Source organism: Synechococcus elongatus PCC 6301 (assembly GCF_000010065.1).
Lineage (GTDB): Bacteria > Cyanobacteriota > Cyanobacteriia > Synechococcales > Synechococcaceae > Synechococcus > Synechococcus elongatus.
Map to the genome: position 1 here is coordinate 2543869 of NC_006576.1, position 21873 is coordinate 2565741.

23 protein-coding genes are annotated in these 21873 nt (G+C 55.8%); 7 read left to right on the forward strand and 16 right to left on the reverse strand.

Annotated features, from left to right (window positions below; all coding sequences use genetic code 11):
• Positions 1-116: 116 nt before the first annotated feature.
• Together SYC_RS13660 and SYC_RS12585 are read right to left on the reverse strand one after the other, a co-directional pair.
• On the reverse strand, positions 117-236 hold the full coding sequence (locus tag SYC_RS13660; RefSeq protein ID WP_011244696.1) for a photosystem II reaction center protein I: 120 nt from the start codon (positions 234-236) through the stop codon (positions 117-119).
• 112 nt (positions 237-348) lie between these two features.
• Positions 349-1158 (reverse strand): hypothetical protein, encoded by an 810-nt coding sequence (locus tag SYC_RS12585; protein ID WP_011244697.1) that lies wholly within the window; start codon positions 1156-1158, stop codon positions 349-351.
• A gap of 36 nt (positions 1159-1194) precedes the next feature.
• Here SYC_RS12585 and SYC_RS12590 point away from each other — a divergent pair, with 36 nt between their 5' ends.
• Positions 1195-4242: an alpha-mannosidase gene (locus tag SYC_RS12590; protein WP_011244698.1), complete on the forward strand. Its 3048-nt coding sequence runs from the start codon at positions 1195-1197 to the stop codon at positions 4240-4242.
• A gap of 257 nt (positions 4243-4499) precedes the next feature.
• Here the strand turns inward: SYC_RS12590 and SYC_RS13920 are convergent, their stop codons facing one another.
• Positions 4500-4637: a hypothetical protein gene (locus SYC_RS13920; RefSeq protein WP_011378149.1), complete on the reverse strand. Its 138-nt coding sequence runs from the start codon at positions 4635-4637 to the stop codon at positions 4500-4502.
• Positions 4638-4692: 55 nt separating this feature from the next.
• Positions 4693-5229, reverse strand: coding sequence for a TIGR04376 family protein (locus tag SYC_RS12600; RefSeq protein WP_011244699.1), 537 nt, complete (start codon positions 5227-5229; stop codon positions 4693-4695).
• Between the two features lie 103 nt (positions 5230-5332).
• Here SYC_RS12600 and fcl point away from each other — a divergent pair, with 103 nt between their 5' ends.
• Positions 5333-6277, forward strand: a complete 945-nt coding sequence (fcl, locus tag SYC_RS12605; protein WP_011244700.1) for a GDP-L-fucose synthase — start codon at positions 5333-5335, stop codon at positions 6275-6277.
• A gap of 46 nt (positions 6278-6323) precedes the next feature.
• Positions 6324-7718: an MATE family efflux transporter gene (locus SYC_RS12610; protein ID WP_011244701.1), complete on the forward strand. Its 1395-nt coding sequence runs from the start codon at positions 6324-6326 to the stop codon at positions 7716-7718.
• Positions 7719-7753: 35 nt separating this feature from the next.
• Here the strand turns inward: SYC_RS12610 and SYC_RS12615 are convergent, their stop codons facing one another.
• Complete coding sequence (locus tag SYC_RS12615) at positions 7754-8095, reverse strand: winged helix-turn-helix transcriptional regulator (RefSeq protein ID WP_011244702.1); 342 nt, start codon at positions 8093-8095, stop codon at positions 7754-7756.
• A 212-nt stretch (positions 8096-8307) separates the two neighbouring features.
• Between SYC_RS12615 and SYC_RS13665 the strand changes: the two genes are divergently transcribed.
• A complete protein-coding gene (locus SYC_RS13665; protein WP_234701781.1) occupies positions 8308-8571 on the forward strand; it encodes a CDGSH iron-sulfur domain-containing protein in 264 nt (87 codons plus the stop codon).
• Between the two features lie 158 nt (positions 8572-8729).
• On the forward strand, positions 8730-9470 hold the full coding sequence (locus tag SYC_RS12625; RefSeq protein ID WP_011378147.1) for a pirin family protein: 741 nt from the start codon (positions 8730-8732) through the stop codon (positions 9468-9470).
• A 74-nt stretch (positions 9471-9544) separates the two neighbouring features.
• Here SYC_RS12625 and SYC_RS12630 read toward each other — a convergent pair whose 3' ends face one another.
• Positions 9545-10543 carry a CsgG/HfaB family protein gene (locus SYC_RS12630; protein ID WP_011244705.1) on the reverse strand — a complete coding sequence of 333 codons (999 nt, stop codon included), beginning with the start codon at positions 10541-10543 and terminating at the stop codon, positions 9545-9547.
• A 132-nt stretch (positions 10544-10675) separates the two neighbouring features.
• Positions 10676-13252 carry a DNA gyrase/topoisomerase IV subunit A gene (locus SYC_RS12635; RefSeq protein WP_011244706.1) on the reverse strand — a complete coding sequence of 859 codons (2577 nt, stop codon included), beginning with the start codon at positions 13250-13252 and terminating at the stop codon, positions 10676-10678.
• 110 nt (positions 13253-13362) lie between these two features.
• Between SYC_RS12635 and SYC_RS12640 the strand changes: the two genes are divergently transcribed.
• Together SYC_RS12640 and SYC_RS12645 are read left to right on the forward strand one after the other, a co-directional pair.
• Positions 13363-13764 carry a response regulator gene (locus tag SYC_RS12640; RefSeq protein ID WP_011244707.1) on the forward strand — a complete coding sequence of 134 codons (402 nt, stop codon included), beginning with the start codon at positions 13363-13365 and terminating at the stop codon, positions 13762-13764.
• An 88-nt stretch (positions 13765-13852) separates the two neighbouring features.
• A complete protein-coding gene (locus SYC_RS12645) occupies positions 13853-14764 on the forward strand; it encodes a restriction endonuclease (RefSeq protein ID WP_011244708.1) in 912 nt (303 codons plus the stop codon).
• A gap of 102 nt (positions 14765-14866) precedes the next feature.
• Here SYC_RS12645 and SYC_RS13395 read toward each other — a convergent pair whose 3' ends face one another.
• From SYC_RS13395 to SYC_RS12680, 9 genes are all read right to left on the reverse strand, one after another.
• A complete protein-coding gene (locus SYC_RS13395) occupies positions 14867-15517 on the reverse strand; it encodes a YeeE/YedE thiosulfate transporter family protein (RefSeq protein WP_162010032.1) in 651 nt (216 codons plus the stop codon).
• Entirely contained in the window at positions 15427-16026 is a 600-nt protein-coding gene (locus tag SYC_RS13400; RefSeq protein WP_011244710.1) for a YeeE/YedE thiosulfate transporter family protein, read from the reverse strand. The genes SYC_RS13395 and SYC_RS13400 overlap by 91 nt, the downstream gene beginning before the upstream one ends.
• 27 nt (positions 16027-16053) lie before the next feature.
• Complete coding sequence (locus tag SYC_RS13925; protein ID WP_155813932.1) at positions 16054-16206, reverse strand: hypothetical protein; 153 nt, start codon at positions 16204-16206, stop codon at positions 16054-16056.
• A gap of 98 nt (positions 16207-16304) precedes the next feature.
• Positions 16305-17267 carry a sulfurtransferase gene (locus tag SYC_RS12655; RefSeq protein WP_011244711.1) on the reverse strand — a complete coding sequence of 321 codons (963 nt, stop codon included), beginning with the start codon at positions 17265-17267 and terminating at the stop codon, positions 16305-16307.
• A 141-nt stretch (positions 17268-17408) separates the two neighbouring features.
• Complete coding sequence (gene cysW / locus SYC_RS12660; protein WP_011244712.1) at positions 17409-18269, reverse strand: sulfate ABC transporter permease subunit CysW; 861 nt, start codon at positions 18267-18269, stop codon at positions 17409-17411.
• Positions 18269-19135 (reverse strand): sulfate ABC transporter permease subunit CysT, encoded by an 867-nt coding sequence (gene cysT, locus SYC_RS12665; protein WP_011244713.1) that lies wholly within the window; start codon positions 19133-19135, stop codon positions 18269-18271. Before cysT ends, cysW (SYC_RS12660) begins: the two co-directional genes overlap by 1 nt.
• Positions 19135-20160: a sulfate ABC transporter substrate-binding protein gene (locus SYC_RS12670; protein ID WP_011244714.1), complete on the reverse strand. Its 1026-nt coding sequence runs from the start codon at positions 20158-20160 to the stop codon at positions 19135-19137. Before SYC_RS12670 ends, cysT begins: the two co-directional genes overlap by 1 nt.
• A gap of 159 nt (positions 20161-20319) precedes the next feature.
• A complete protein-coding gene (gene cysW / locus SYC_RS12675; RefSeq protein WP_011244715.1) occupies positions 20320-21180 on the reverse strand; it encodes a sulfate ABC transporter permease subunit CysW in 861 nt (286 codons plus the stop codon).
• 45 nt (positions 21181-21225) lie between these two features.
• On the reverse strand, positions 21226-21846 hold the full coding sequence (locus SYC_RS12680; protein ID WP_011244716.1) for a Crp/Fnr family transcriptional regulator: 621 nt from the start codon (positions 21844-21846) through the stop codon (positions 21226-21228).
• Between the last annotated feature and the right edge of the window lie 27 nt (positions 21847-21873).

A 21873-nucleotide genomic window follows, 5' to 3' on the forward strand; every position in this document is an offset into this window, starting at 1 on the left:
CGGGCGACACCAGACACCGCCTAGACTGACCCCCAATCGCTCCAAAACTCATTCACAAGACAAAGCCACCCGCAAATTTGCCGGTGGCTTCTATGGTGATTGGCGTAAAACAGAACCTAATCTTCGAGGTCTTTACGGCTCGGGGTCCGGGCCGGGTCACTCGACAGGAAGCCGAAGACGAAGAGAGCAACGAAGAAGAGTACGACGACGTAGACCGTAACCTTCAAAGCCAGCATTATTAGGGTTCTCCGCGAGCGTCAGAGCCGTCCAGGGGGAGAGCGCCACAAGCGCTCAACAGCCCTCTCATCATACCTGAGCCGATCCCCCATCCTGAGCCTGTAACGGAAGTTAGTGATCCCAAAGTGATCGCAGCCATTGCCAGAGCCGGAACAGGGCTTGCTCACACCAGGCGATCGCTCGATCGAGCCAGTCCACGAGGAACTGAAGTGGGTGGCGAATATAGCCCACGCTGGTGACTTGGGCATCCAGTGTGGTGTCGGCGATCGCAGGCGGTAGACCTATCCGCGGTGGGGTTCCTGCGATCGGTGGGAGAGAGATTGTTGTTGCTGCCGGTAGCGGTAAGGGTTCGGGCGTCGTAACTGCCGTCAGTTGCAAAACTTGCGCCAACGGTCGGAACGGCAGAAGTAAGAGCGATCGTAGACCGCGGAGTCCGAAGCGACGGCGGGAACTGAGCAGTTGGCGGCGTTGGGCTAACCACCAGACCAGCCGTTGTTGCAGCAATAAACGCTGCTCGGAGCTGAGAGACACAAGTTGATTGTGGTGATCGACTAGCACCAAGCTGCGATCGCTTAAATCAGTAGCAACGCCGCGCACGATCGCGCTAGGAGGGCGTCGTTGCAGCCAAGATCGGGGCGCATCGGCGAGCCGAAAAGTCCAGCGCTGGGCGATCGAGAGGACATCTTGAACCGGATGATCACTCGGTAGAGCTGTAGACTCTGCGGTCGATTGCCCAGCCATCGTCGGAGCCTGATCTCGCGATCGCCAGAAGGCGAGAAAGGGTACCGCTAAGAGTTCTAGGGTCCAGCGCGAAAACAGCTTGAGGCCGCGCAGTTTTTGGCGCACACGATCGCGCCACTGCCGTCCTTGGCGGAGGATAAGATTGAACAGCCGACTCTGGTAGGGACCTGCGGAAGTCATGCCGGATTGCGGAGACGACCCGATTCTATCCCGCTTGTGAAGGCTGACACTGCTGCGATCGCTGCCCTTGTGACGCTGCTGCGTCGGCAAACAGAAGTTGATTTACAGCCTCATTGGCGGTTGGCTCCGGCCACTGTTCAGGCGGAAGGCTGTCTAATTGCCCAAGGATTCGAGACTTGGTCGATCGCGGAGCGCAACGAAAAGCAGCACATTGCTTGGCCCCGCGGTCAGAAAACGCTTTGGCTTGCTTGCTGTTGGACGATTCCCGATCGCTGCGATCGCTGGCCTGTTGCTGATATGGCCTTGCGGCTGGCGCTGACTTGGTGGGCTGAAGCCGCTGAAGTCTACGTTGATGGGCAGTTAGTCCAGACTGGCGACCTGTTTGATTGCAGCAGTCGAGTGCTGTTGCGGGACATGGCCCAGCCGGGCGATCGCCTTCAGTTGTTGCTGCGTTTAGTCAGTCCTGGCCATGATGACGGTGCTTTGGTGCGATCGCAGCTGATTTTTGAGTCCTCAACAGACTTGCCAGAGCTAAGTTTTCTGGGGCAGGAGTTGGCGGTGGTCAACAGTTTTGCCGAACAGCTCCAGCCGGAGTTGCTGCCGAAGCTTGAAGCGATCGCCCAGTCTTTTGCAGACTTAGATTGCAGCCAAGCCGATACGGCAGATCGATTGGCACGACTGCGGGATCAACTTGCTGCGATCGCAGCTCCGATTCGTCAGCGCCGTGTCAGTCTGTTGGGTCATGCCCATTTAGATCTGGCTTGGCTCTGGCCCGTTGCAGAAACTTGGGAAGCCGCCCAGCGCACCTTTGAATCAGTCCTGCAGTTGCAGGCGGCATTCCCAGAGCTGACCTTTGGTCACTCCACACCGGCGCTCTACGAGTGGATTGAAAGGAATCGCCCCGATTTATTTGTGGCGATTCAAGCTCAGATTGCGGCGGGACGTTGGGAAGTGAATGCTGGCCCGTGGGTGGAGCCAGAGCTGAACCTAGTCAGTGCAGAATCGCTGGTGCGGCAACTACTCTATGGGCAGCGCTACAGCACCGAGACCTTAGGCGTCCAGAATCGCGTTGCTTGGCTGCCCGATAGTTTTGGTTTTTGCTGGCAGCTGCCGCAGCTGTTGCAACAGGCGGGAATCGATACCTTTGTCACTCAAAAGCTGCGCTGGAACGACAGCACCCAATTCCCACACGGCTTGTTTCGCTGGCGATCGCCCGATGGCAGTGAAGTGCTGGCGCTGATGTCGGCTCCAATTGGGACCGGAATCGATCCCGAGGCGATCGCTAACTACAGCTGGGAGTGGGAACAGCAGACTGGTTCGCAAGAATCACTCTGGCTGCCGGGCGTGGGCGATCATGGCGGTGGCCCCACCCGTGACATGTTGGAACAAGCTCGCCGCTGGCAACAGTCGCCTTGCTTCCCTCAACTGCAATTCGAGACGTTGACGGCTTATCTAGAACGGTTGGGCGATCGCGATCGCCTGCCAGTTTGGAACAATGAACTCTATCTGGAATTTCACCGAGGTTGCTACACCAGCCATGCCGATCAAAAAGCCTACAACCGCCAAGCGGAAACCGCTTTATACAGCGCTGAGGTTTGGGCTAGTTTTGCCAGCCTGCTGACGGGAGCGGACTATCCCAAAGTCAATTTAGAAGCAGCTTGGAAGGCAACGCTATTTAATCAGTTTCACGACATTTTGCCCGGCTCTGCCATTCCCGAAGTCTATGCCGATGCCGATCCGGAATGGCAACAGGCGATCGCGACGGCTCATCAGGTCAAATCCGAAGCCCTAACGGCAATCGCCGCTCACATCGCTTGGACAGCACCACCCAGGTCAACTGCGCAGCCTTGGCTAATCTTCAATGACTTGCCGGGCGATCGCAGTACGGTAATTGCGATCGACGGTCATTGGCGCATCTTTGATTTATCAGGCCAGGAACTCCCCAGTCAGTTCACGCCAACAGAGACGTTAGTCGCTGTCACAGTGTCGGGCATGGGTTGGCTGGGACTCTGGAGAGAAGCCGCGATCGCAACGATTCAAGCGATTGATCCAACCGCTCCACTGCACTTATCCAATGATTGGCTTTCCGCCGAAATTGATCCGGAAACAGGGGATCTCCTGCAACTACGCGATCGCCAAGGCCGAGAGCTGTTGGATGGCCAAGGCAATCAATACCAGCGATTCCAAGATCAAGGTCAGTATTGGGATGCTTGGAACATCGATCCGGCTTACGAGCAACATCCGCTCCCATCACCAGAGTTGCAGTCTCTGACTTGGCTAGAACAAGGACCGTTGCGCTGGCGACTCCGGCGTATCTTGAGCTGCGATCGCTCGACGATTACGCAGGATTACGTACTGACTGTTGCCGATCCTTGGCTGAAGCTGGAGACGACGATCGATTGGCAGCAGCGCCACGAATTACTCAAGGTCGCGTTTCCAACAACCGTCTCCGCTCCTGTGGCGACCTATGAGATGGCAGCTGGGGCGATCGCGAGAGCCAGACAGCCGCAAACGCCCGCCGAAGCGGCTCAATGGGAAGTTCCGGCGTTGCGCTGGGCTGATCTGAGCGATCTGCAAGGCGGGCTAGCGATTCTGAACGACTGCAAGTATGGCTATGACTGTCGCGATCGCCAGTTGCGGCTAACCCTACTGAGGGGGAGCACTTGGCCCGATCCCCAAGCCGATTTAGGGCAGCATCAGTTTGCCTACGCGATCTATCCCCATCCAGACTCTTGGCAGGCCGCGGGTGTTGCTCCTCTGGCGCGTCGCCTGAATCAACCGCTGACAGGGCAGCCAGCGCCCTTCGCTCAAGGAGCCTTGCAACCTAGCCAAACTCTTCTGAACTGGAATGCGGATCAGCTCCTGCCGCTTGCTCTGAAACGATCAGAAACGGGCGATCGCTGGCTGTTGCGTTGCTACGAGGCGATCGGTCAAACCGCAGAGCTGGTACTGACGGGCGATCGCACTTGGCAGATCGGGGCTCGTTTAGATGGGCTGGAACAACCGTTGTCCTCCTCTTCGACTGAGGTTCAACCTTGGCAAATTGCCAGCTTTGAGCTGCTGCAACCCACTCAAGAGAATTGAGGCTCAGTTCTGAACGACTGGCCTAGAGGGCATCACCATACTCTGCGATTAGAGCGATCGCCGCCTCTAAGCGTTGTCGACTTTGGGCGGTGCTGCTGCGCTGGTGTTGTTCGAGTGCCACAAGGAATTTAGCTTGAACTCGGAGAGCCGCTGGTTCTCTTGCTTCAACTGCTGCGTTTTAGCCTCGATTTCCAGCGTTCTACTCAGAGCTGAGATGGACCACGAGACAGCGTCACAACGATGAAGGCGTAGCAGCTTCATTTAAGGCTAGAGACGTTGACCCCAAGCCGCTGGAGAGGGATGGTTTCGGCATCGGTGTAAAACCTCAGAAGGGCTGCCGCTGCATAGAGAAAAGTGGTTAGCGATCGCGGTAAGAGGGCCAGTAAGCTCCGCATGGGTTCAGTCTAGCGATCGCCTTCAAACCGTCATCCACAGCAAGGCTAGTCGGTCTTAACGCGAGAGATTGCGCTTGAGAGCATTGAGCTCTTCCTCAATATCCCAGGCGTGGAAAGCAGCTTCGAGCGGGTCGTTAGGGTCAGCGGTGGGTGGGGTTCCCCAAGTCGCAGGGCTGGCTTGAACGGTTGCGAGTCGCTCTTTGACCTCTTGCTGTCGCACTTGCATTTGCCGATAAAGCTGTTGGCTCTGTTCAATCTGTTGCTTAACAGCGGTCATTTGGCCCCAGAGCTGATTGCCCTGCCGCAGCAAAGCGGCTTCGCGGGCTTGGGCGGGTTCCACCAAATCTAACCGTCCCTTGGCTTGAGCCTTCGCGATGCGTTCGTGCCACAGTTGCACATCGCGCGCCGTCGCCAAAATCTTCTCTTGCAAGGCCTGCTCTTGACTCTGGAGCTGCTTGATCAGGCGGAGCGTATCGCTGGCCTGTTCATCGAGCTGTTCTGCCAAGGCCTGCAACTCGAGATGGGGATTGTCACGCAGATACTCTTCAAGACGGTCCTCTAAGAAGCGGCTGACATCGTCGAAAATGCTCACCGTGCGCCCTCGGTTCTCTTGCTTTCAGTATGCGGGCTGATTGGGGGATGGCGAGGAACATGCGATGCTGACTGCGATCGCAGCATTTCCGGTCTGAACCGATATGGATCTTTCTTCCCGAATTTTTGTGGCGGGCCACCGTGGTTTGGTGGGGGCTGCGATCGTTCGGCGTCTGCAGGCAGCAGGCTACCAGAATCTTGTGACGGCTTCGCGATCGCAAGTGGATCTGCGGGATGCGATCGCGGTCGATCGCTTTTTTGCCGAGTATCAACCCGACTATGTTTTTCTGGCAGCAGCAAAAGTTGGTGGGATTTATGCGAACGATATCTATCCGGCAGACTTTATTCGCGACAACTTGCAGATTCAGACCAATGTGATCGATGCGGCCTACCGCCAGGGTTGCCAAAAGCTGCTGTTTTTGGGGTCGACCTGCATCTATCCCAAATTTGCGCCCCAGCCGATGCCAGAAAGCTGTCTGCTGACAGGGGAGTTGGAGCCGACCAATGAATGGTATGCGATCGCAAAAATCGCGGGTATTAAACTCTGTCAGGCCTACCGCAAACAATATGGCTTCAACGCGATTAGCTTGATGCCAACCAATCTTTACGGGCCAGAAGATAACTTCCACCCTGAGAATAGTCATGTTTTGCCAGCCTTGATTCGGCGCTTTTTGGAAGCGAAAGAAGCCAATCAAGCAGAAGTCGTTTGCTGGGGAACCGGCAGTCCTCGCCGCGAATTTCTCTACGTGGATGACCTGGCCGATGCTTGTCTGTTTCTGATGCAGACCTACAACGAACCTGAGATTGTGAATGTCGGTGTTGGTCACGACATTTCGATTCGCGAACTGGCAGAACTCGTGGCTCAAACGGTGGGCTACGGCGGCGCGATCGCCTGGGATAGCAGCAAGCCAGATGGCACGCCCCGCAAGCTCGTCGATGTTCAGCGGCTGACCCAGTTGGGCTGGACTGCTCAAACTTCGCTAGAACTGGGGTTGCGACAAACGCTGGATTGGTTCTTGGCCCATCGTCTGCAAGAAGCTCGTCTCTAAACAGCGCGATCGCAACTGTCCTGTCTGTCCTGGCTTTTCGGTTGGAGTGAATTTGCGAACCATTCGGGCTGAGCTGCAACAGTTCCTGCAGCTAGCGATTCCCTTGGCGGCTGCCCAAGTTGCTCAGGCGGCAGTGGGCTTTGTCGATACGGTGATGATGGGGCGACTCGGCCCGGAGCCCTTGGCGGCTGGGGGCTTAGCTTCAGCCCTTTTCCAGTTCATTTTGGCCACGGCTAGCGGGGTCGTGATGGCAGTCAGCCCGCTGGTAGCGGAGGCCCAGGGAGCGGGTAAAGACTACAAAATTGCGGCGATCGCGCGACAAGGTCTGTGGCTGTCGGTGCTGCTGGGGCTGCCGGTGATGCTGATCATCAGCCAGCTTGCCCGCCTGATGCCAGTGCTGGGGCAGTCGGCAACCACGATCGCCCTGGCCCGAGACTACTGGATGGCAGTGCTCTGGGGCATCATTCCCGGCCTTGGGTTTGCCATGCTGCGGGGCTACGTTGCAGCCCTTGAGCAGGCTCGGATTATCCTGCCGTTGGTGTTGTTTGGCACGCTAGTCAACGGACTGGGTAACTATTTGCTGGGCTACGGACAGCTAGGGTTTCCACGGCTGGAACTAACGGGCTTGGGCCTCTCAAGTGCCCTGGGGCTCTGGGTGATGTTTTTGGGCCTGCTCGCCTATACCGCCTGGCAGCCGAAGCTGCGCCGCTATCCCTTTTGGCAGGACTGGCGACGGCTGCAGCCGTCGATCTGCCGTCAGATTTTGCAATTGGGCTGGGCGATCGCGGTCACGGTGGCCGTGGAATTTGGCCTGTTTACAATCATCACAATTTTGATGGGAGCGATCGGCGTCGAGGCTTTGGCCGCCCATCAGACAGTTTCCCAAACAATCATCTTGATTTTCATGGTGCCCTTGGGCTGTTCCTTCGCCGTAACTGTGCGCGTTGGCTGGTGGTTGGGTCGCCAGGATGGCCTTGGAGCTCGACGTGCCGGTCTGGTGGGAGTAGGGGCGATCGCCCTGTGGATGCTGTTACTGGCGATCCCTCTGGCTCTATTCCCCCGCGCGATCGTCGGTATCTACGTGGATCTCAACAATCCTGTCAATGCCGGACTATTGAACTTGGCTTTACCCATGCTGCGCGTTGCCTCCCTGGCGCTGGTGCTCGATGGTGTGCAGCGTGTCGCGATGGGAGCGCTACATGGCCTGCAAGATACTCGCATTCCGCTGCTGCTTAGTCTGCTGGCTTTTTGGATGGTTGGGGTCGGCAGTAGCGCGATGCTAGGGTTTCAATTGGGTTGGGGCAGCACCGGTCTCTGGATTGGTCAATCTTTGGGCGTGGCGATCGCAGGGGGACTGTTCCTGCAGCGCTTTTTGAAATTGACCCAAAATCGAACATTCAAGCAACGCCTGCAGCCTCAGCCGCTAGCTACTCATCCCTAATTGCACTGAATCTTGAGGACTGGAGTCCCAGACTGCTAAGACGGGGATTGTAAGCCTTGCCCCCAGGCATGCAGCCCCTCCAACACTGGCAGCAGGGCTTGTCCACGCTCGGTCAAGGCGTATTCAACGCGGGGTGGTACTTCTGGATAGACCGTGCGATCCAGCACTCCATCCGCTTCAAGTTCACGGAGCTGGCTAGTCAAGACTTTTTGGCTAACCCCAACGAGCGATCGCTGCAGATCAGAAAAGCGACGCACCCCCTCCGCTAGCTCCCGAATAATCAGCAACTTCCAGCGACCTTGCATCACCCGCAGCGCTACTTCGGCAGGGCAATTGCTGTGATCATGACTTTCTAAATAGCCGGATTCTGAATCCATATTTACAAACAGCTAACCAACGTACTTTTGGCTTCGTTCTTGTCAAGAATACTGACCAGAAGTCACACTGATCAGTAAGGAAATGCGATCGCAGCTTGCAGTCTCAATTCACTAATTGATCCGCTGACTAATGAGTGAAAGATAGGCCTAGATCTCAATTCAGAAAAGAGGCAATCGCTCCCTAACCGCTGTGAATGGATGAAACCATGTCGATGCTTAGTCCTCATTCTATCCACTTAGAAGCAGGCACCCATGCTCTCTGTGCCTGTGGTCTGAGCAAATCCGGTAATTTCTGTGATGGCTCGCACCAAGGCTCTGGTAAAGTTCCCCAGATTCTCAAGCTGGAACAGCCTAAAACTGTCTACCTCTGTAACTGTAGTGCCAGTGGCAACCAGCCCTTTTGCGACGGCAGCCATACTCGCAGCGTGAGTCCAGTGGCGACCACTCGCAAGCCTTGGTGGAAGTTCTGGGGCTAGGGCTAGCTGTTCAAATCGACTTGTTAGGTTGAGGAGAGTCGGCGCGATCGCATGAGATCCCCAGTGGGTCTAGCCGGCGTCGACACCCCCACTTGGAGACTTCTGTCTGCAAGGCCGATGTCATTCCACTTTTGTTGGCTTCATTCTCGGTGACTGTGATGGTTTCGACTGCTGATGCCCGCTCGACTTTAACAACCCCGCTGTTTCGACCGGCAGCGGATCGCTTCCATAGCCAAATCGAGTGGCTGGATAGTTGGCACAGTTTTAGTTTTGGGAGTCACTACGACCCTGCTTGGATGGGCTTTGGGCCGTTGCGCGTGATCAATGACGACACGATCGCGGCAGGACGTGGTTTTGGCATGCACCCGCACCGCGACATGGAAATTGTCACAGTCATGGTTGACGGTGAGCTGACCCACCAAGATTCGCTGGGGAACCGCGAGGTGCTGCGGGCCGGAGAAGTGCAGCGGATGAGTGCTGGCACCGGTGTCGTTCATAGCGAAGTCAACGCGAGCGATCGCGCTTGCCGGCTCCTGCAAATCTGGATTGAACCTGTTCGTTTGGGGATTCCCCCTGCTTATGAGCAGAAGCCCTTTGCGCTCGCGACGGGCTGGACGCCGTTGCTCAGTCCCACACCCGATCAAGAGAGTATGGCGATCGATCGCCCCATCCGACTTTGGCGGGCGCAACCTGCTCCGGGCACGACCTTAGAAATCCCGATCGCGGCGGAAACCCTCGGCTGGATCCAGCTGATTGATGGAGCTGTCACGGTCGAGTCTGAGGCTGGCACTTCCCAGACTCTGGTGCGTGGGGATGGCCTCGGTTTCAGCCAAGGCCAAGTCCAGCGGCTAACTAGCAGCCAAGCAGGGACTGATCTCCTGTTGTTTGAGCTGGTTTAGCAACCGCTCAGCCAGAGGCAACCTTTGAGCCCTGTTTCGATGAGAACAGGGCTCAGACCTTTAGCCTTTCAGTGTTAATTGGCGAACTTTGCAATATCTCCCACTTTGAACTGAGAGCCAGAGACAATTTCACCAACACTAGAAGTGCTATCGACTTCTGTAATTCTGATCTGACCAATGGGTTGGCTGAGACGGCGAATCACTTGCCCCGTTGTTGGATCTTTAATAACTTGAGTGACGCGCTCAATCACAATTCGAGAACCCACTCGGATACCCGCAGAGGTTCCTTTGTTTAAAATGACTTGACGTCCGACAACCGCTGCAACGACAGCATTAATCGAAGGAGAGACTGGGGCGATCGCTTGTAGCTTTTCAGAGGCATTGATCACCTCTTTGGCAACTTGGTCAATGGCTTGCTCTGTGGCGATAAAGACTAATTTTTCTGGGTTAAAGGTTTGAGAACCACCCCCAATTCCCAAAACAGTAACCCGCGAATCAGAATGGCTAATATTGCCCGTTCCCTCTGCCACAGCCAAAATTTCGGCTGTGGAGGTGCTTACCATTCGAATATTGATTTGGGCGTAGGCATCGACATCGGTGGAGTTACCGCCAATACCAAACAGGAAGGAACCGCCAGATTGCCGAGTTTGCAGATCGAGGCGTGTGACAGAGCCGATAATGACGGCATCGACGCCTAAAATCTTGCCAATTTGAGCGGCAGTGGAGGGATCAGTCCGTCCTGAAGCCCCTAGATTTTGTTCATTGAGTACGGCGTCAATGCGACTCCGTTCAATCAATGTGTAGGTGCCATCTTTTACGAGTCGATTGACCAGAATATCGCTGACACCTTTAGAGACGTTAGGAAAAGCGGAAAGGACAGAGGGAGAACTGACATTGCTGAAGTCAAAGTCCAATACAGCAATGCGCCGCTTAGCTTGGTTTTGAGCTAACAGCAGTGGTTGCTTGGCCTTGATCACCAAAGACTGTTCAGCACTAGTAGCGATCGCTGGAGTCTGAATGAGACCTGTCAAAAGGCTGAGATTCAAAACTAGAAAGTGCTGGGGTTTGAGCATTTTTGACAGCAGCAAAGTGCTAAACGGGTGAATTAGCTCAACAGTGTATCAGCCCTTGAACACTCAAATTGACTCAGCTCAGAAAGTGAGTGAAAGCAGAGCGGCTCACGGCAGACTGCATCAACTTTTTGCCTAAACGGTTGTGACCCGATCGCCCTCCAGTGTGGTTGCAGACTGTAGAGTTTCAGTCGACCGCAGGTTGAATAAGGTTTGACCTTCGGCATCCGTACCCGTGACTGCGATCGTGCTGATCGATCGCTGCCAGAGGCGTTGATCGCTGGCAAAAATGGCGAGTCCTTGGCTGGGAGCCGGTAGGAGGGCAATCAAGCGATCGCGTTTATCGGTGAATCGGAAGGCGTTGTTGCCTAAATCACCGGCGCGACAGAGGCGCAAGAGTCCGAGCGGCAGCCGCTTGACTAAACCGAGTGTCGAGACAAGCAGGAGGTCTTGGCCCGAGGGCAGACTCAAGCAGCCTAGTGGTTGCTCGCCCTCCCGTAGGCGCAGGAGTCGTGGTTGACCTCGGGATATGCGACTCGCCAGCGGCAGTTCCGACAGCGACAAGCGCAGCAAACGACCACCACTACTGCCGAGCAAAACTTCTTGTTGGGGCGCACAGAGGCAGGCAGCTTGGATGATTTCTTCCTCCGCCAACTTCAGCAGTTGCAGTCCTCGATTAGAAATTTCCGCCAGCTCAGTCAAAGCTAGCCGTTTGACACGCCCTTGACTGCTGAGCGGCAGCAGCGATCGCTCTTCACTCGCAAGGGGCAAGAGTAGGGTGGCGGCGATCGCAGTGGACTGGCGACCGGTGGGCAAGAGATTGGCGATCGGACCCGGATGCACTTCACGCAGCGATCGCCGGTAGGCGCGGCCCTCGGCAGTGATCACCAGGAGATCTTGTCTGGGATCCGCCCACTGCAGAACTTTTGGAAAATCCGTTCGCTCTTGAGCGCCGGACTTAGCCTTCAGCCACGGTTCCAGTTCAGTAGCACTGGCAGCCTGCAGTTGCTCGCGATCGCTGAGGCAAAGCCAAGTCGATTCTTGGAAAGCAAAGCGCGGTGCAATGACTGGGGCAGAATCTGGGACTGCCGAGTCGGTTGCCGAGTTGAAGATCAGCTCGCCTTGAATTGGGCCGGCCGTTGCGGGTGTCGGAGCACTGATAGGAGCAACTGGTGCAGTGACTTGTCTAGGAGCAGCGATCGCTTCCGGTGGGATTTCCGGTAAGCGGGTGCGGTGCGGACTACCAAAGCGCCGTTTCAGGTCACGCAGATCTTTCTTCAGCGCTTTGAGCAGGGTAGGGCGATCGCCTAACAGGGTTTGCAGGCGGGCTTGTTGCTCCCGCAGGTTAGCCGCCTCCTGCTGCAGTTGCTCCTGCTCTAGGCTGGTGATTCGTCGCATCGGCATCGAGAGGACGGCATCGGCTTGGCGTTCATTCAAATCGAAGTGAACCTGTAGGCGCGCCCGAGCCGTGCCTCCATCCGGTGATTGGCGCAGAATTTCGATCAGACCATCCAAGTCACTAAGGCTACGCAGCAAGCCTTCCAAAATCATCAAGCGGCGTTCGGTCTGCTCGAGCTCATGCCCATAGCGGCGGCGCAGCGTTCCTTCCCGAAAGCTGAGGAACTGTTCCAGCAGTTGCTTGAGGCTGAGTTGCTGGGGTTGACCTTCGACGATCGCCAGCAAAATAGCGCCGAAGTTGCTCTGCAGGGCCGTGCGTTTGTAGAGCTGCTCCAGCACCTTGTCCGCTTGGGCATCGCGGCGCAATTCAATTACCACCCGCATTCCTTCGCGATCGCTTTCATCGCGAATATCAGCGATGCCCTGCAGCTTGCCGTCATTGACTAAATCGGCAACTTTTTCAATCCAGCCCGCTTTGCTGACTTGGTAGGGCAGTTCCGTGACGATGATCACCGGCCGACGGTGGCGGCCTTTCCCCGGTTGAATTTCTTCGATACGAGCGATGCCGCGCACCGGAATACTGCCGCGACCTTCGAGATAGGCATCGAGAATCCCTTGGCTGCCAATCACTTCCCCGCCAGTGGGAAAGTCGGGGCCGGGGACATAGCGCAGCAAGTCGCGATCGCTCAGTTGGGGGCGATCGATCAGGGCAATCAACGCATCGACAATTTCGCCCAAATTATGGGGCGGAATGTTGGTTGCCATGCCAACAGCAATGCCCGAGCAACCATTCAGCAGCAGGAACGGAAGCTGAGCCGGGAGAACTGAAGGCTCCTGTTGGGAGTTGTCGAAGTTGGCAACAAAATCAACGGTTTCTTCGCCGATTTCTTCCAGCAGTGCCACATGACTCACCGGCGCTAAGCGCGTCTCGGTGTAGCGCATCGCGGCGGGCGGATCGTTATCGATCGAGCCAAAGTTGCCATGCCCCGCCAGCAAGGGATAGCGACTGCTAAAGTCCTGTACCAAGCGCACAAGCGCGTCGTAAACTGCCTGATCGCCGTGGGGATGATACTTACCCAGCACGTCACCCACCACCCGCGCACTTTTGCGGAAGGGGCGATCGGGGGTCAAACCCAGTTCATGCATGGCATAAAGAATGCGCCGCTGTACTGGCTTGAGGCCATCGCGAGCATCGGGCAAGGCCCGACCCACGATCACACTCATGGCGTACTCCAGATAGGAGCGCTGCATTTCTTGGTGGAGTGCTGTCGGCAGAATGCGATCAGCGCCGTTGAACTGGATCGAGTCGGTCATGCCTTAGCCAAACTGGCGATCGTTGTCGCAGTAAGCAACGTGGCCTAGCATAACGGACGCTTTCGACCTGCTGTGGCAGACTCCAAAGTCAGTGCTTGCGAGGTCTGGTGATGGCGACCTTACTCTTGGTCGAGGACGACCCTACCAATGCTCGGGTCCTTTCCCGAATCTTGGAAAAACGGGGTGGCTACACCGTCCAGCACTGTGAAGATGTCGCCACTATCCTGTCCGTTTGTGCCAGCGGCGCGATCGCCCTTGTCTTACTCGACATCTCCCTCGCCCACAGCACTTATCAAGGTCGGCAACTGAATGGCATCGAAATTTCCCAATTGTTGCGTCAAAATCCCAAGACCGCGTCGATCCCGATCGTGTTGTTGACAGCCCACGCCATGATTGGCGATCGCGATCAGTTTCTACAGGCTAGCCAAGCCGATGCTTACATCGTCAAACCAGTGATTGACTACGACGCTTTTCTGCAGCTGATTCAGCAATTACAGGCGGTGCCCCGTTAGCCCTAGCAGGTTAGAGTCGGAGCGGGGTTGACGGCAAGTTAAGTGAATTTTGCGATCGCCCGTACCAAGTCACTGAGCGATCGCTGCAATGCCCCTACCGGATTATCAAGCCCTAATGCTGCCGCTCTTGCGATTACTAGCAGATCAGCAAGTCCATCGAACTCGCGACGCTATTGAAGCCCTAGCAGGGTCTTTCCAATTAACACCTGCTGAAAGACAGCACTTGTTACCCAGCGGCAAACAATTTACATTTGACAATCGAGTTGGTTGGGCACGCACCTACCTCAAGAAAGCAGGATTAATTGACAGCCCTCAACGAGGATTTTTGCAGATTACGACTATAGGGCAGGAAGTACTCCAACAAAATCCTCCGAAGATCGACGTTAGCTTTCTTGAGCAGTTCGATAGCTTTCGAGAATTTCGAGGGCTATCTGATACGAATACGGTTACTCCCGCGATCATGAATCTGACTCAAACTCCGAATACCCCTGAAGAAGATTTAGATGCGGTCTATCATCAGCTGCGGTCTGCTCTCCGGTCTGATTTGCTGCAAACGATCAAGAGCTGTTCGCCCGCCTTTTTTGAGTGCCTAGTTGTTGAACTGTTGGTGGCAATGGGCTATGGCGGCTCGCGTCTTGAGGCGGGTCAAGCGATCGGCCGAAATAACGATGAAGGGATCGACGGCATTATCAAAGAGGATCGCTTGGGTTTAGACATTATCTATATCCAGGCGAAGCGTTGGGAATCAGTTGTTGGTCGCCCCGAAGTTCAAAAATTTGCAGGAGCACTGCAAGGACAACAAGCCCGTAAAGGCATCTTCATCACGACTTCGACCTTCTCCAAGGAAGCTGCCGATTATGTTCGTAAGATTGAGTCAAAAATTATTTTGATTGATGGCCAAACGTTAGCCGAATACATGATTGATAACAATGTTGGTGTGGTGGTTGAAGCAACCTATGAGTTGAAGCGGATCGATCGCGATTACTTTACTGAAGACTGAAGGTAATTCATGACAGTCACGCTAACGGATGAGCGGTAACTGAGCGATCACAGCTGAAGCCATCAGAGACTTGATCAGCGATCGCAGTCCCCTCAGGAGCTACTAGCTCAGATTGGTTGAAGCAGGTGGCGAACTCGGTTGCCAGCGCGATCGCAAGTGAATGCCGACCCAAGACCCTAGGAGTGCCGCAACCAGCCAGACCCAGCCATGCAAACTGGTGGAGGCAATACCGGCCAAATAGGCGCTGATATTACAGCCGGCCGCCAGAAATGCTCCAAAGCCCATACTCAATCCGCCTGCGATCGAGAGCCCAACTGCATGGGGTTGGAGGCTACCTTGCCAGCGCCAGCGGCCTTCATAGGCGGCAGCCGTCAAAGCACCCAAAATCAGACCTAGATCGGTGATCACACTGGGGTCTGCCAGTAAGCTGCTGCTGAGGCGTCCCAGTTGGCGCCCCCAAAAGACGCTGCTCTGGGGATCCCAGCCCAAGTTTTGGGCAACTTGCGCAGTCGTCAGAGCCAAGCCCCAGGTCACTCGCCAAGGTTGGCCGTCAACCACGAGGGTGCCGGTATAAAGCAGGGCGGTCGCTGTCGCCGCCAGCCAGAGCCGCCGAGATTTGACCATCGGCAGGGGTGCCCAGCGCCAGAGAGCCACGGCCAGAATTAAGAGCAGCCACAGTTGCAGGAGGAGGGCACTGCCCCAACCCAATTGGCTGGCAAAAGACCAGGCTCCCAAGCAGGAAGCTGGCTCCACAGCGGCCGTGTCAAGGTCGCCCCAAACGCCCCGATGCCAAAGGCAATCAGGGTGATCAATAGGTTGTAAGAACCGCCGCCAACGGCTGCCAAAGTACCGCAACCACAGGCGCGGCTGAGCTGCATGCCAATGCCAAATAGGAAAGCTCCGCCCAGACTAGCCCAGCCCACCGGCGCGATCGCGGGTCGTAGCTCCCAACCCCTGAGTTCCGCCAGGCTAAAAACGCCAGCAAAAGCGATCGAGGTTAGCGCCAACAACCACAACTGCGCCAAGGCAGGATTGCCATCCTGACGCTGTAGCAGTTTGCGAAACCCGCTGCTAAACCCAAAGCGCCCGTGATACAGAACGGCCCCGATCGCTGCACCCAGCAATAACAACATCGTCTGCCGCCCACCATGTAAACTCGCTGCGATCGCGATCGCAATGACGGCAGCGCTGCTGCCCCAGAACAGTCGCCACTGTGGGAGTGCCTGATCGGGAGCAAAGGAGGGAACGTCACTACTGGCCATGGCTGTGCAAACGACAGTTACTTACGGTTAGGTTGCGTGGGTTTTGTGCTGGCTGGGAGGCTCACAGCCGCCGCCACCACTGGCAACGGCAGCACTGGCTAGCCATAGGGGCAACCCCAAGCTCAGTACCCCCAAGCTGAGGGAAAGAATCGGTCTAGAGAACCAACGCGATTGTGACATCTGTTTGAAACCCAAATGGAAGAGGCAAGAAAGGCCAGATCGCTGATGAGAAGTGCGATCGTGGCCTAACACAAACAATTCAAGTCCAGCGCCGGGGATTAAACGCGATCGGGACCAGTTTCAACCGGCAGATTGCTAGCGCTGTATTCGGTCCAAGACCCTTCGTAGATCCGCACCTTCGGATACTTGAGCAGGTGCTTGAGCACGAGGTACTGCAAGCTAGCCTCGCGACCCGTGCTGCAGGTAACGATCACATCTTTATCCGGTGTCACCCCTTTGGCTTCCAGAATTGCTTTCAGCTCTGAGAGGGGCTTCAGTTTGTGCGGATTTTTCAGACTCTCATTGGCGTTGTTCGCTTCGGTGAAGGTCGGCCAAGGAATGTTGCGGGCCCCCGGAATGTGGCCGTTGCGAATAAATACCTGTTGCTCCCCGCTAAACAGCGCCGGCGGGCGCGGGTCAACAAACGTGGATTTACCCGTCAACTGTTCAACCTGCTTGATATCAACCCGAAATGCACGATTGTCCTTGGGCGCAAACCGCGCTGCTTGGTAACGCGGATACTCTTTGGTCACCGGTAGACCTGCATCCTTGTAGCCCTTGTAGCCCCCATCGAGCACAGCGATGTTCTGCACCCCCGATCGCTCGAGCAGATAGGCCACCAAGGTTGCACCGAGGACATCATTGCCGTCGGAGTAAACCAAAACAGTGTCGTTGTTGCTGACCCCAGCTCGACCAAAGAGCGACGCCAGTTTTTCGGGATCCCAAATCTGCACCGGCAAGAAGCCATTCGGTCCCCGATAGGCGGCATCGGCAATATTGACTGCCCCGGGGAGGTGGCCCTCGATGTAGGCCAGGGGGTTGGTGCGGACATCAAGAATTTTTAGCTGTTTATTATTCAGCCGTTCTGCAGCCCAAGTCGGCGCCACAAATTGCACGGTTGCCTGGGAGGCAGCGGTCGCTGGTGTCAGCCAGCCCGGGACAGCCAAAAGGACGGCAACAACAAGAGAAATCACCGCTAGGAACGCCTTTTGGCGCGGCCAGCGGAGCGATCGCACGGACATACTCAACCTCAAACAACTAAAACCCGATCGATTTATTGGTGATTATTGCACGACTGCTGAATCCTGACCATGGGTTCTGCGCACTACAGGGGATTTCAGGGGCTAACTCCCCGATGAACGAGTGGGGTAGCAACGAAAAAGTCAGTGTTGGCGGTTCTTGGCAGCGCTGCTGGGCTGTTGCTGAATCCAGTACTGGAGTACCAGGGTCAGCAGCGCCACGATCGCCAAGAGAGAAGCGCAGGCAAAGGCAGCCGTCGCTTGGTACTCCAGATAGACCCGCTCGACGTGCAGCGTCAGGGTATTGGTCGAGCCGATAATCTTGCCCGAAACTACGGAGACGGCACCAAACTCCCCGATTGCCCGCGCGGTGCTGAGGATGATGCCGTAGAGCAAAGCCGGTCGAATCATAGGCAGGGTCACCCGCCAGAAGGTCTGCCAGGTCGTGGCTCCCAAACTCTGGGCGGCTTCTTCATCCTCCCGACTGAGAGTTTGCAAAACAGGAAATACTTCGCGGGCGACGAAGGGAATCGTCACGAACATCACCGTCAAGACCAGCCCTGGCGTGGCGAAGACAATCTTCAAATCCCAGCGGTTGACCAAATCGGCTAGCCAGCCAATTTGGGGGCTGTAGAGCAAAATCAGCATGAAGCCGGCAACCACTGGCGAAATGGAGAGCGGTAGATCCAACAAAGCCAGAACGATCGCCTGACCTGGAAAGGATTGCCGCACCAAGACCCAAGCGATCGCTACGCCAAATAAGGTATTCAGCGGAATTGCGACTGCGGTAATCAGCAGCGTCAAGCGAATAGCATGGAGGGCTTCGGGTTGCTGGATGCCTTGCCAGTAGGCTGCCAACCCTTCACGTAGCGCTTCCCAGAACACGACGACTAAGGGCAGCAGGACAATCGCCGTCAGAAACGCCAGCCCTATGCCAATCAACAGGTAGGCCTGCCAAGGGCGGGCTGAGACAGCGGGCGATCGCACGAAGACAGAGGGAGCCATCAGTACTTGTGGGAGAAACGGAACCAGAGCCCCAGGCTGTTGGTGACGGCGAGGAGCAAGAGCGACACAATCAACAGCACCAATGACACAGCTGTTGCCCCGCTGATATCAAACTCTTCAAAGCGCTGATAGACGTAGACCGTGGCGACCAAGGTTTTGTAGGGCAGGTTGCCGGAAATGATCGTGACCAAGCCGTACTCCCCCAACCCCCGCGCCAGCGCCAAGCTAAAGCCGGTTACCAAAGCGGGAATCAGTTGCGGAAACAGCACGCGCCAGAAGGTCTGGCTAGGGGTGGCCCCGAGGGTCGCTGCTACTTCCTCGATCTCGGGCTCTAACTCCGCTAAGACGGGCTGCACCGTCCGCATCACAAAGGGCAGCGTCACGTAGACCATGGCGAAGATCACGCCGAGTTGAGAGGCCGTGAAGTTGAAGTCTTCAATGCCGAAGCGGGTCAGCAGTTGACCCAAGAAGGTTCCGGGCTGCCAGAATTGGCCGATTGTACCGTTAGGGCCGTAAAGGCTAAACAGGGCGATGCCAGCAACCACCCCGGACAGGGCAAAGGGGAGATCGATCAGGGCATCTGCCAGCCGCTTGCCTGGGAACTGATAGCGCACCAAAATCCAAGCCAAGAGCAGGCCGAGAATGGTGTTAAAAATCGCTGCCCCAAAAGCTGCGGTTAAGGAAAGCTGAAAAGCCGCGATCGCGAGTTCTTGGGTGAGTAAATTGCGGAGGTTCTCAGCGGGTTGCAGCCAAGCAGCCCGAAGTAAGGCCAGCAGGGGAAACCCCACCACTCCGAATGCGTAGAGTGCGATCGCCAGCCGCAAACTCCGACTGCCCCAGGTTTCCCAACGGCTTAATTTGGCCATTAGCGAGCGGCTTTTTGGGCCTGATCAAACAGCGCACCATCGGCGTAGAGGGTTTTGTCGATGGTCGGCCAGCCCCCAAAATCTGCGATCGTGCGCAACTGCTGCACGGGCTTGAATTGCTTGGCGTAGCGTTGGAAAACTTGGCGATCAAAAGGGCGATAGCCAGCTTCGGCATAGATGGCTTGGGCTTTGGGGGTAAAGAGAAATTGGGTAAAAGCCTCAGCCACGCGCCGCGTACCGCGCTTATCGACAACAGTATCAATCACCGTGACCGGGAAGTCGACGCGGACGTTCGCTGAGGGAACAACGTAGGGAAAATCTCTCGGAACGGCTTCATTGGTCACAATGATTTCGTTCTCAAAATTAATCAGGGCATCTCCAACGCGATTTTTAACAAAGGCATCCGTTGCTTCGCGCCCAGAATTAACTTGGGTCTTGATATTTTTGGCAAAGCTAAATAGAAAATTGCGAGCTGGGGTGGCACCTTGCGCTTTCAAAACAGAGCCATAACCCGCCAAAATTCCCCAGCGCGCATTGCCGGAAGTTTTGGGGTTGAGCGAAACAAGGCTGACGTCAGGCTTTGCTAAATCGGTCCAGGTTTGAATTTTTTTAGGATTGCCCGGCCGCACGATAATTGCCATGACTGTCGTTGCTGGCGAAGCACTGTTGGGGAGGCGGGTATTCCAATTGGAGCGAACTAAACCCTTCTCGACCAGTGGTGTGACATTACTCGTGATGTTCTGAGCCAAGATGTCGGCCTCTAATCCGCCGAGGACAGCGCGGGTTTGGGCTCCAGAGGCACCGTAGGATTCCTTAAAAGTGACGGTCTGCCCCGTCTTGGCTTTCCATTCTTTTTGGAATTCAGGAATCAGTTTCTCAAAGACAGGCTTAGCAACGGCATAGCTCACTAACGTGAGTTCAACCGGCCGAGACTGAGCATTTGCTTGAGATTGCAGCAGCGATGGCAAAGCAGTCAGACTCCCGAAAATTGCTAGGGTCAGCACTGCACGGCGATTAACTTTCATAACATCAGATTTGGAAAAGCTTCTTGCACGCTAGTTCAAAAGCTGACGCGGAAGCTTGTCATCTAGAGGACAATTTTTGTAAAAAATAGATTCAAAAAGAAACGGAATGAATGAAGAACTTCCAATCATTCCGCCGAAAGAAATTTCAAGGCTGAGCGTTTAGTGAATTCGACTTTGTCGGCCTGTTCGCGCTTCTAAAAGGGCCTTTAAGACCAAGGTGACGAGGGAAATTCCTCCCAACAGTAATGCTGCTGTATAGGAGAGAGTCGTTTGATACTGCTTGTAGGCTTCTTCAACAAACAGCGGTAGGGTTTGGGTTTTGCCGGTGATACTGCCAGAGACCACCGAAACAGCGCCAAACTCACCCAGGGCTCGGGCAGTGGTCAAGACCACGCCGTAGAGCATGCTCCACTTAATGCTCGGTAGAGTGACCCGCCAAAAGGTCTGCCAGCCGTTAGCCCCAAGGGTACTGGCGGCCTCTTCAGCATCCGTGCCAATTTCTTCGAGGTTAGGAATGACTTCCCGCGCCACAAAGGGCATGGAGACAAAAATGGTGGCAAGGGCCATGCCGGGCCAAGCAAAAATAATCTTGATATCGTTGCTTTCCAGCAGGGGCCCCAACCAACCGTTGCGGCCGTAAAGCAAGACAATCATCAGACCAGCAACGACCGGTGAGATCGAAAATGGCAGGTCAATCACGCTCAACAGCAGTGATTTGCCCGGAAACTGTTTGCGAGCGATCGCAAAAGCAGCTGCTAGGCCAAACAAGGTGTTGAGCGGAACACTGATCACGCCCATTAACAGAGTGAGTCGAATCGCCTCTTGCAGGTTGCGATCGCCCAAGTTCTTGATGAAACCGCTCAGCCCTTCACTAAAGGCTTGAACTGCCACATTGGCTGCCGGAATGATGATGATCAAACCGACATAGAGCAGAGAGATGCCAATTAAGGCCAAGGGCAGGAGAGATTTCGACTCCTTGACCCCCGCAATTTGGCGACGGGCTTTGACGAAAGCAACCATGAGTTGAGGCAAAAACGGCAGACAGAGGACAGGATGGCCGCTCGCTTAGGCAGAGAGCCGCGCGGGCGGGTAGAGCGTCTCGGGGTAGCGCACAATCAAAGCGCGATCGCGCCGGTGAATGCGCCCGGCCTGACGAAATTCTCCCAAGAGACGGGTCGTTGTGACACGGGTTGACCCAGACAACTCGGCAATCACCTGATGGGTCAGGGGGATTCGACGCAAGTCAATCTCCCAGCCAGTGGCCCCAGGCTGACCAAACCGCTCGCCAATCCAACCCAGCAAACTAGCCAATTTGGCTTCGGCTCGCCGTAGCCGCGTGATGCTCAGCAACCGTTCGGTGTAGCGGAGACTGCGAACTAAGGATTCATGGCTTTCCAAGGCTGGGTCGCTGACCGCCACAACCTCAACTGCCGTCAAGCACTCGAGCTCGTAGGGATCGAGGCAGCTGAGAGGACGACCAATCAGGTCTCCCGGCCCCCACAGACCCAAGCTGATCATGTCACCTTCTTCTCCCCAAGTAGAGGAGCGCACCAAACCAGACTGAATTTTCCAGATGACGTTGGCGCCGGTAGGGACCATGCCCCGCCGCCCGATCAGTAGACGATGGGGAGCGGGAGTCGCCGGCGAGGTGGGCGGTAGTAGCGTCGAGGCAGGTTCGCGAACCATCGAATCTCTCCTGCAAAAGGGCAATGC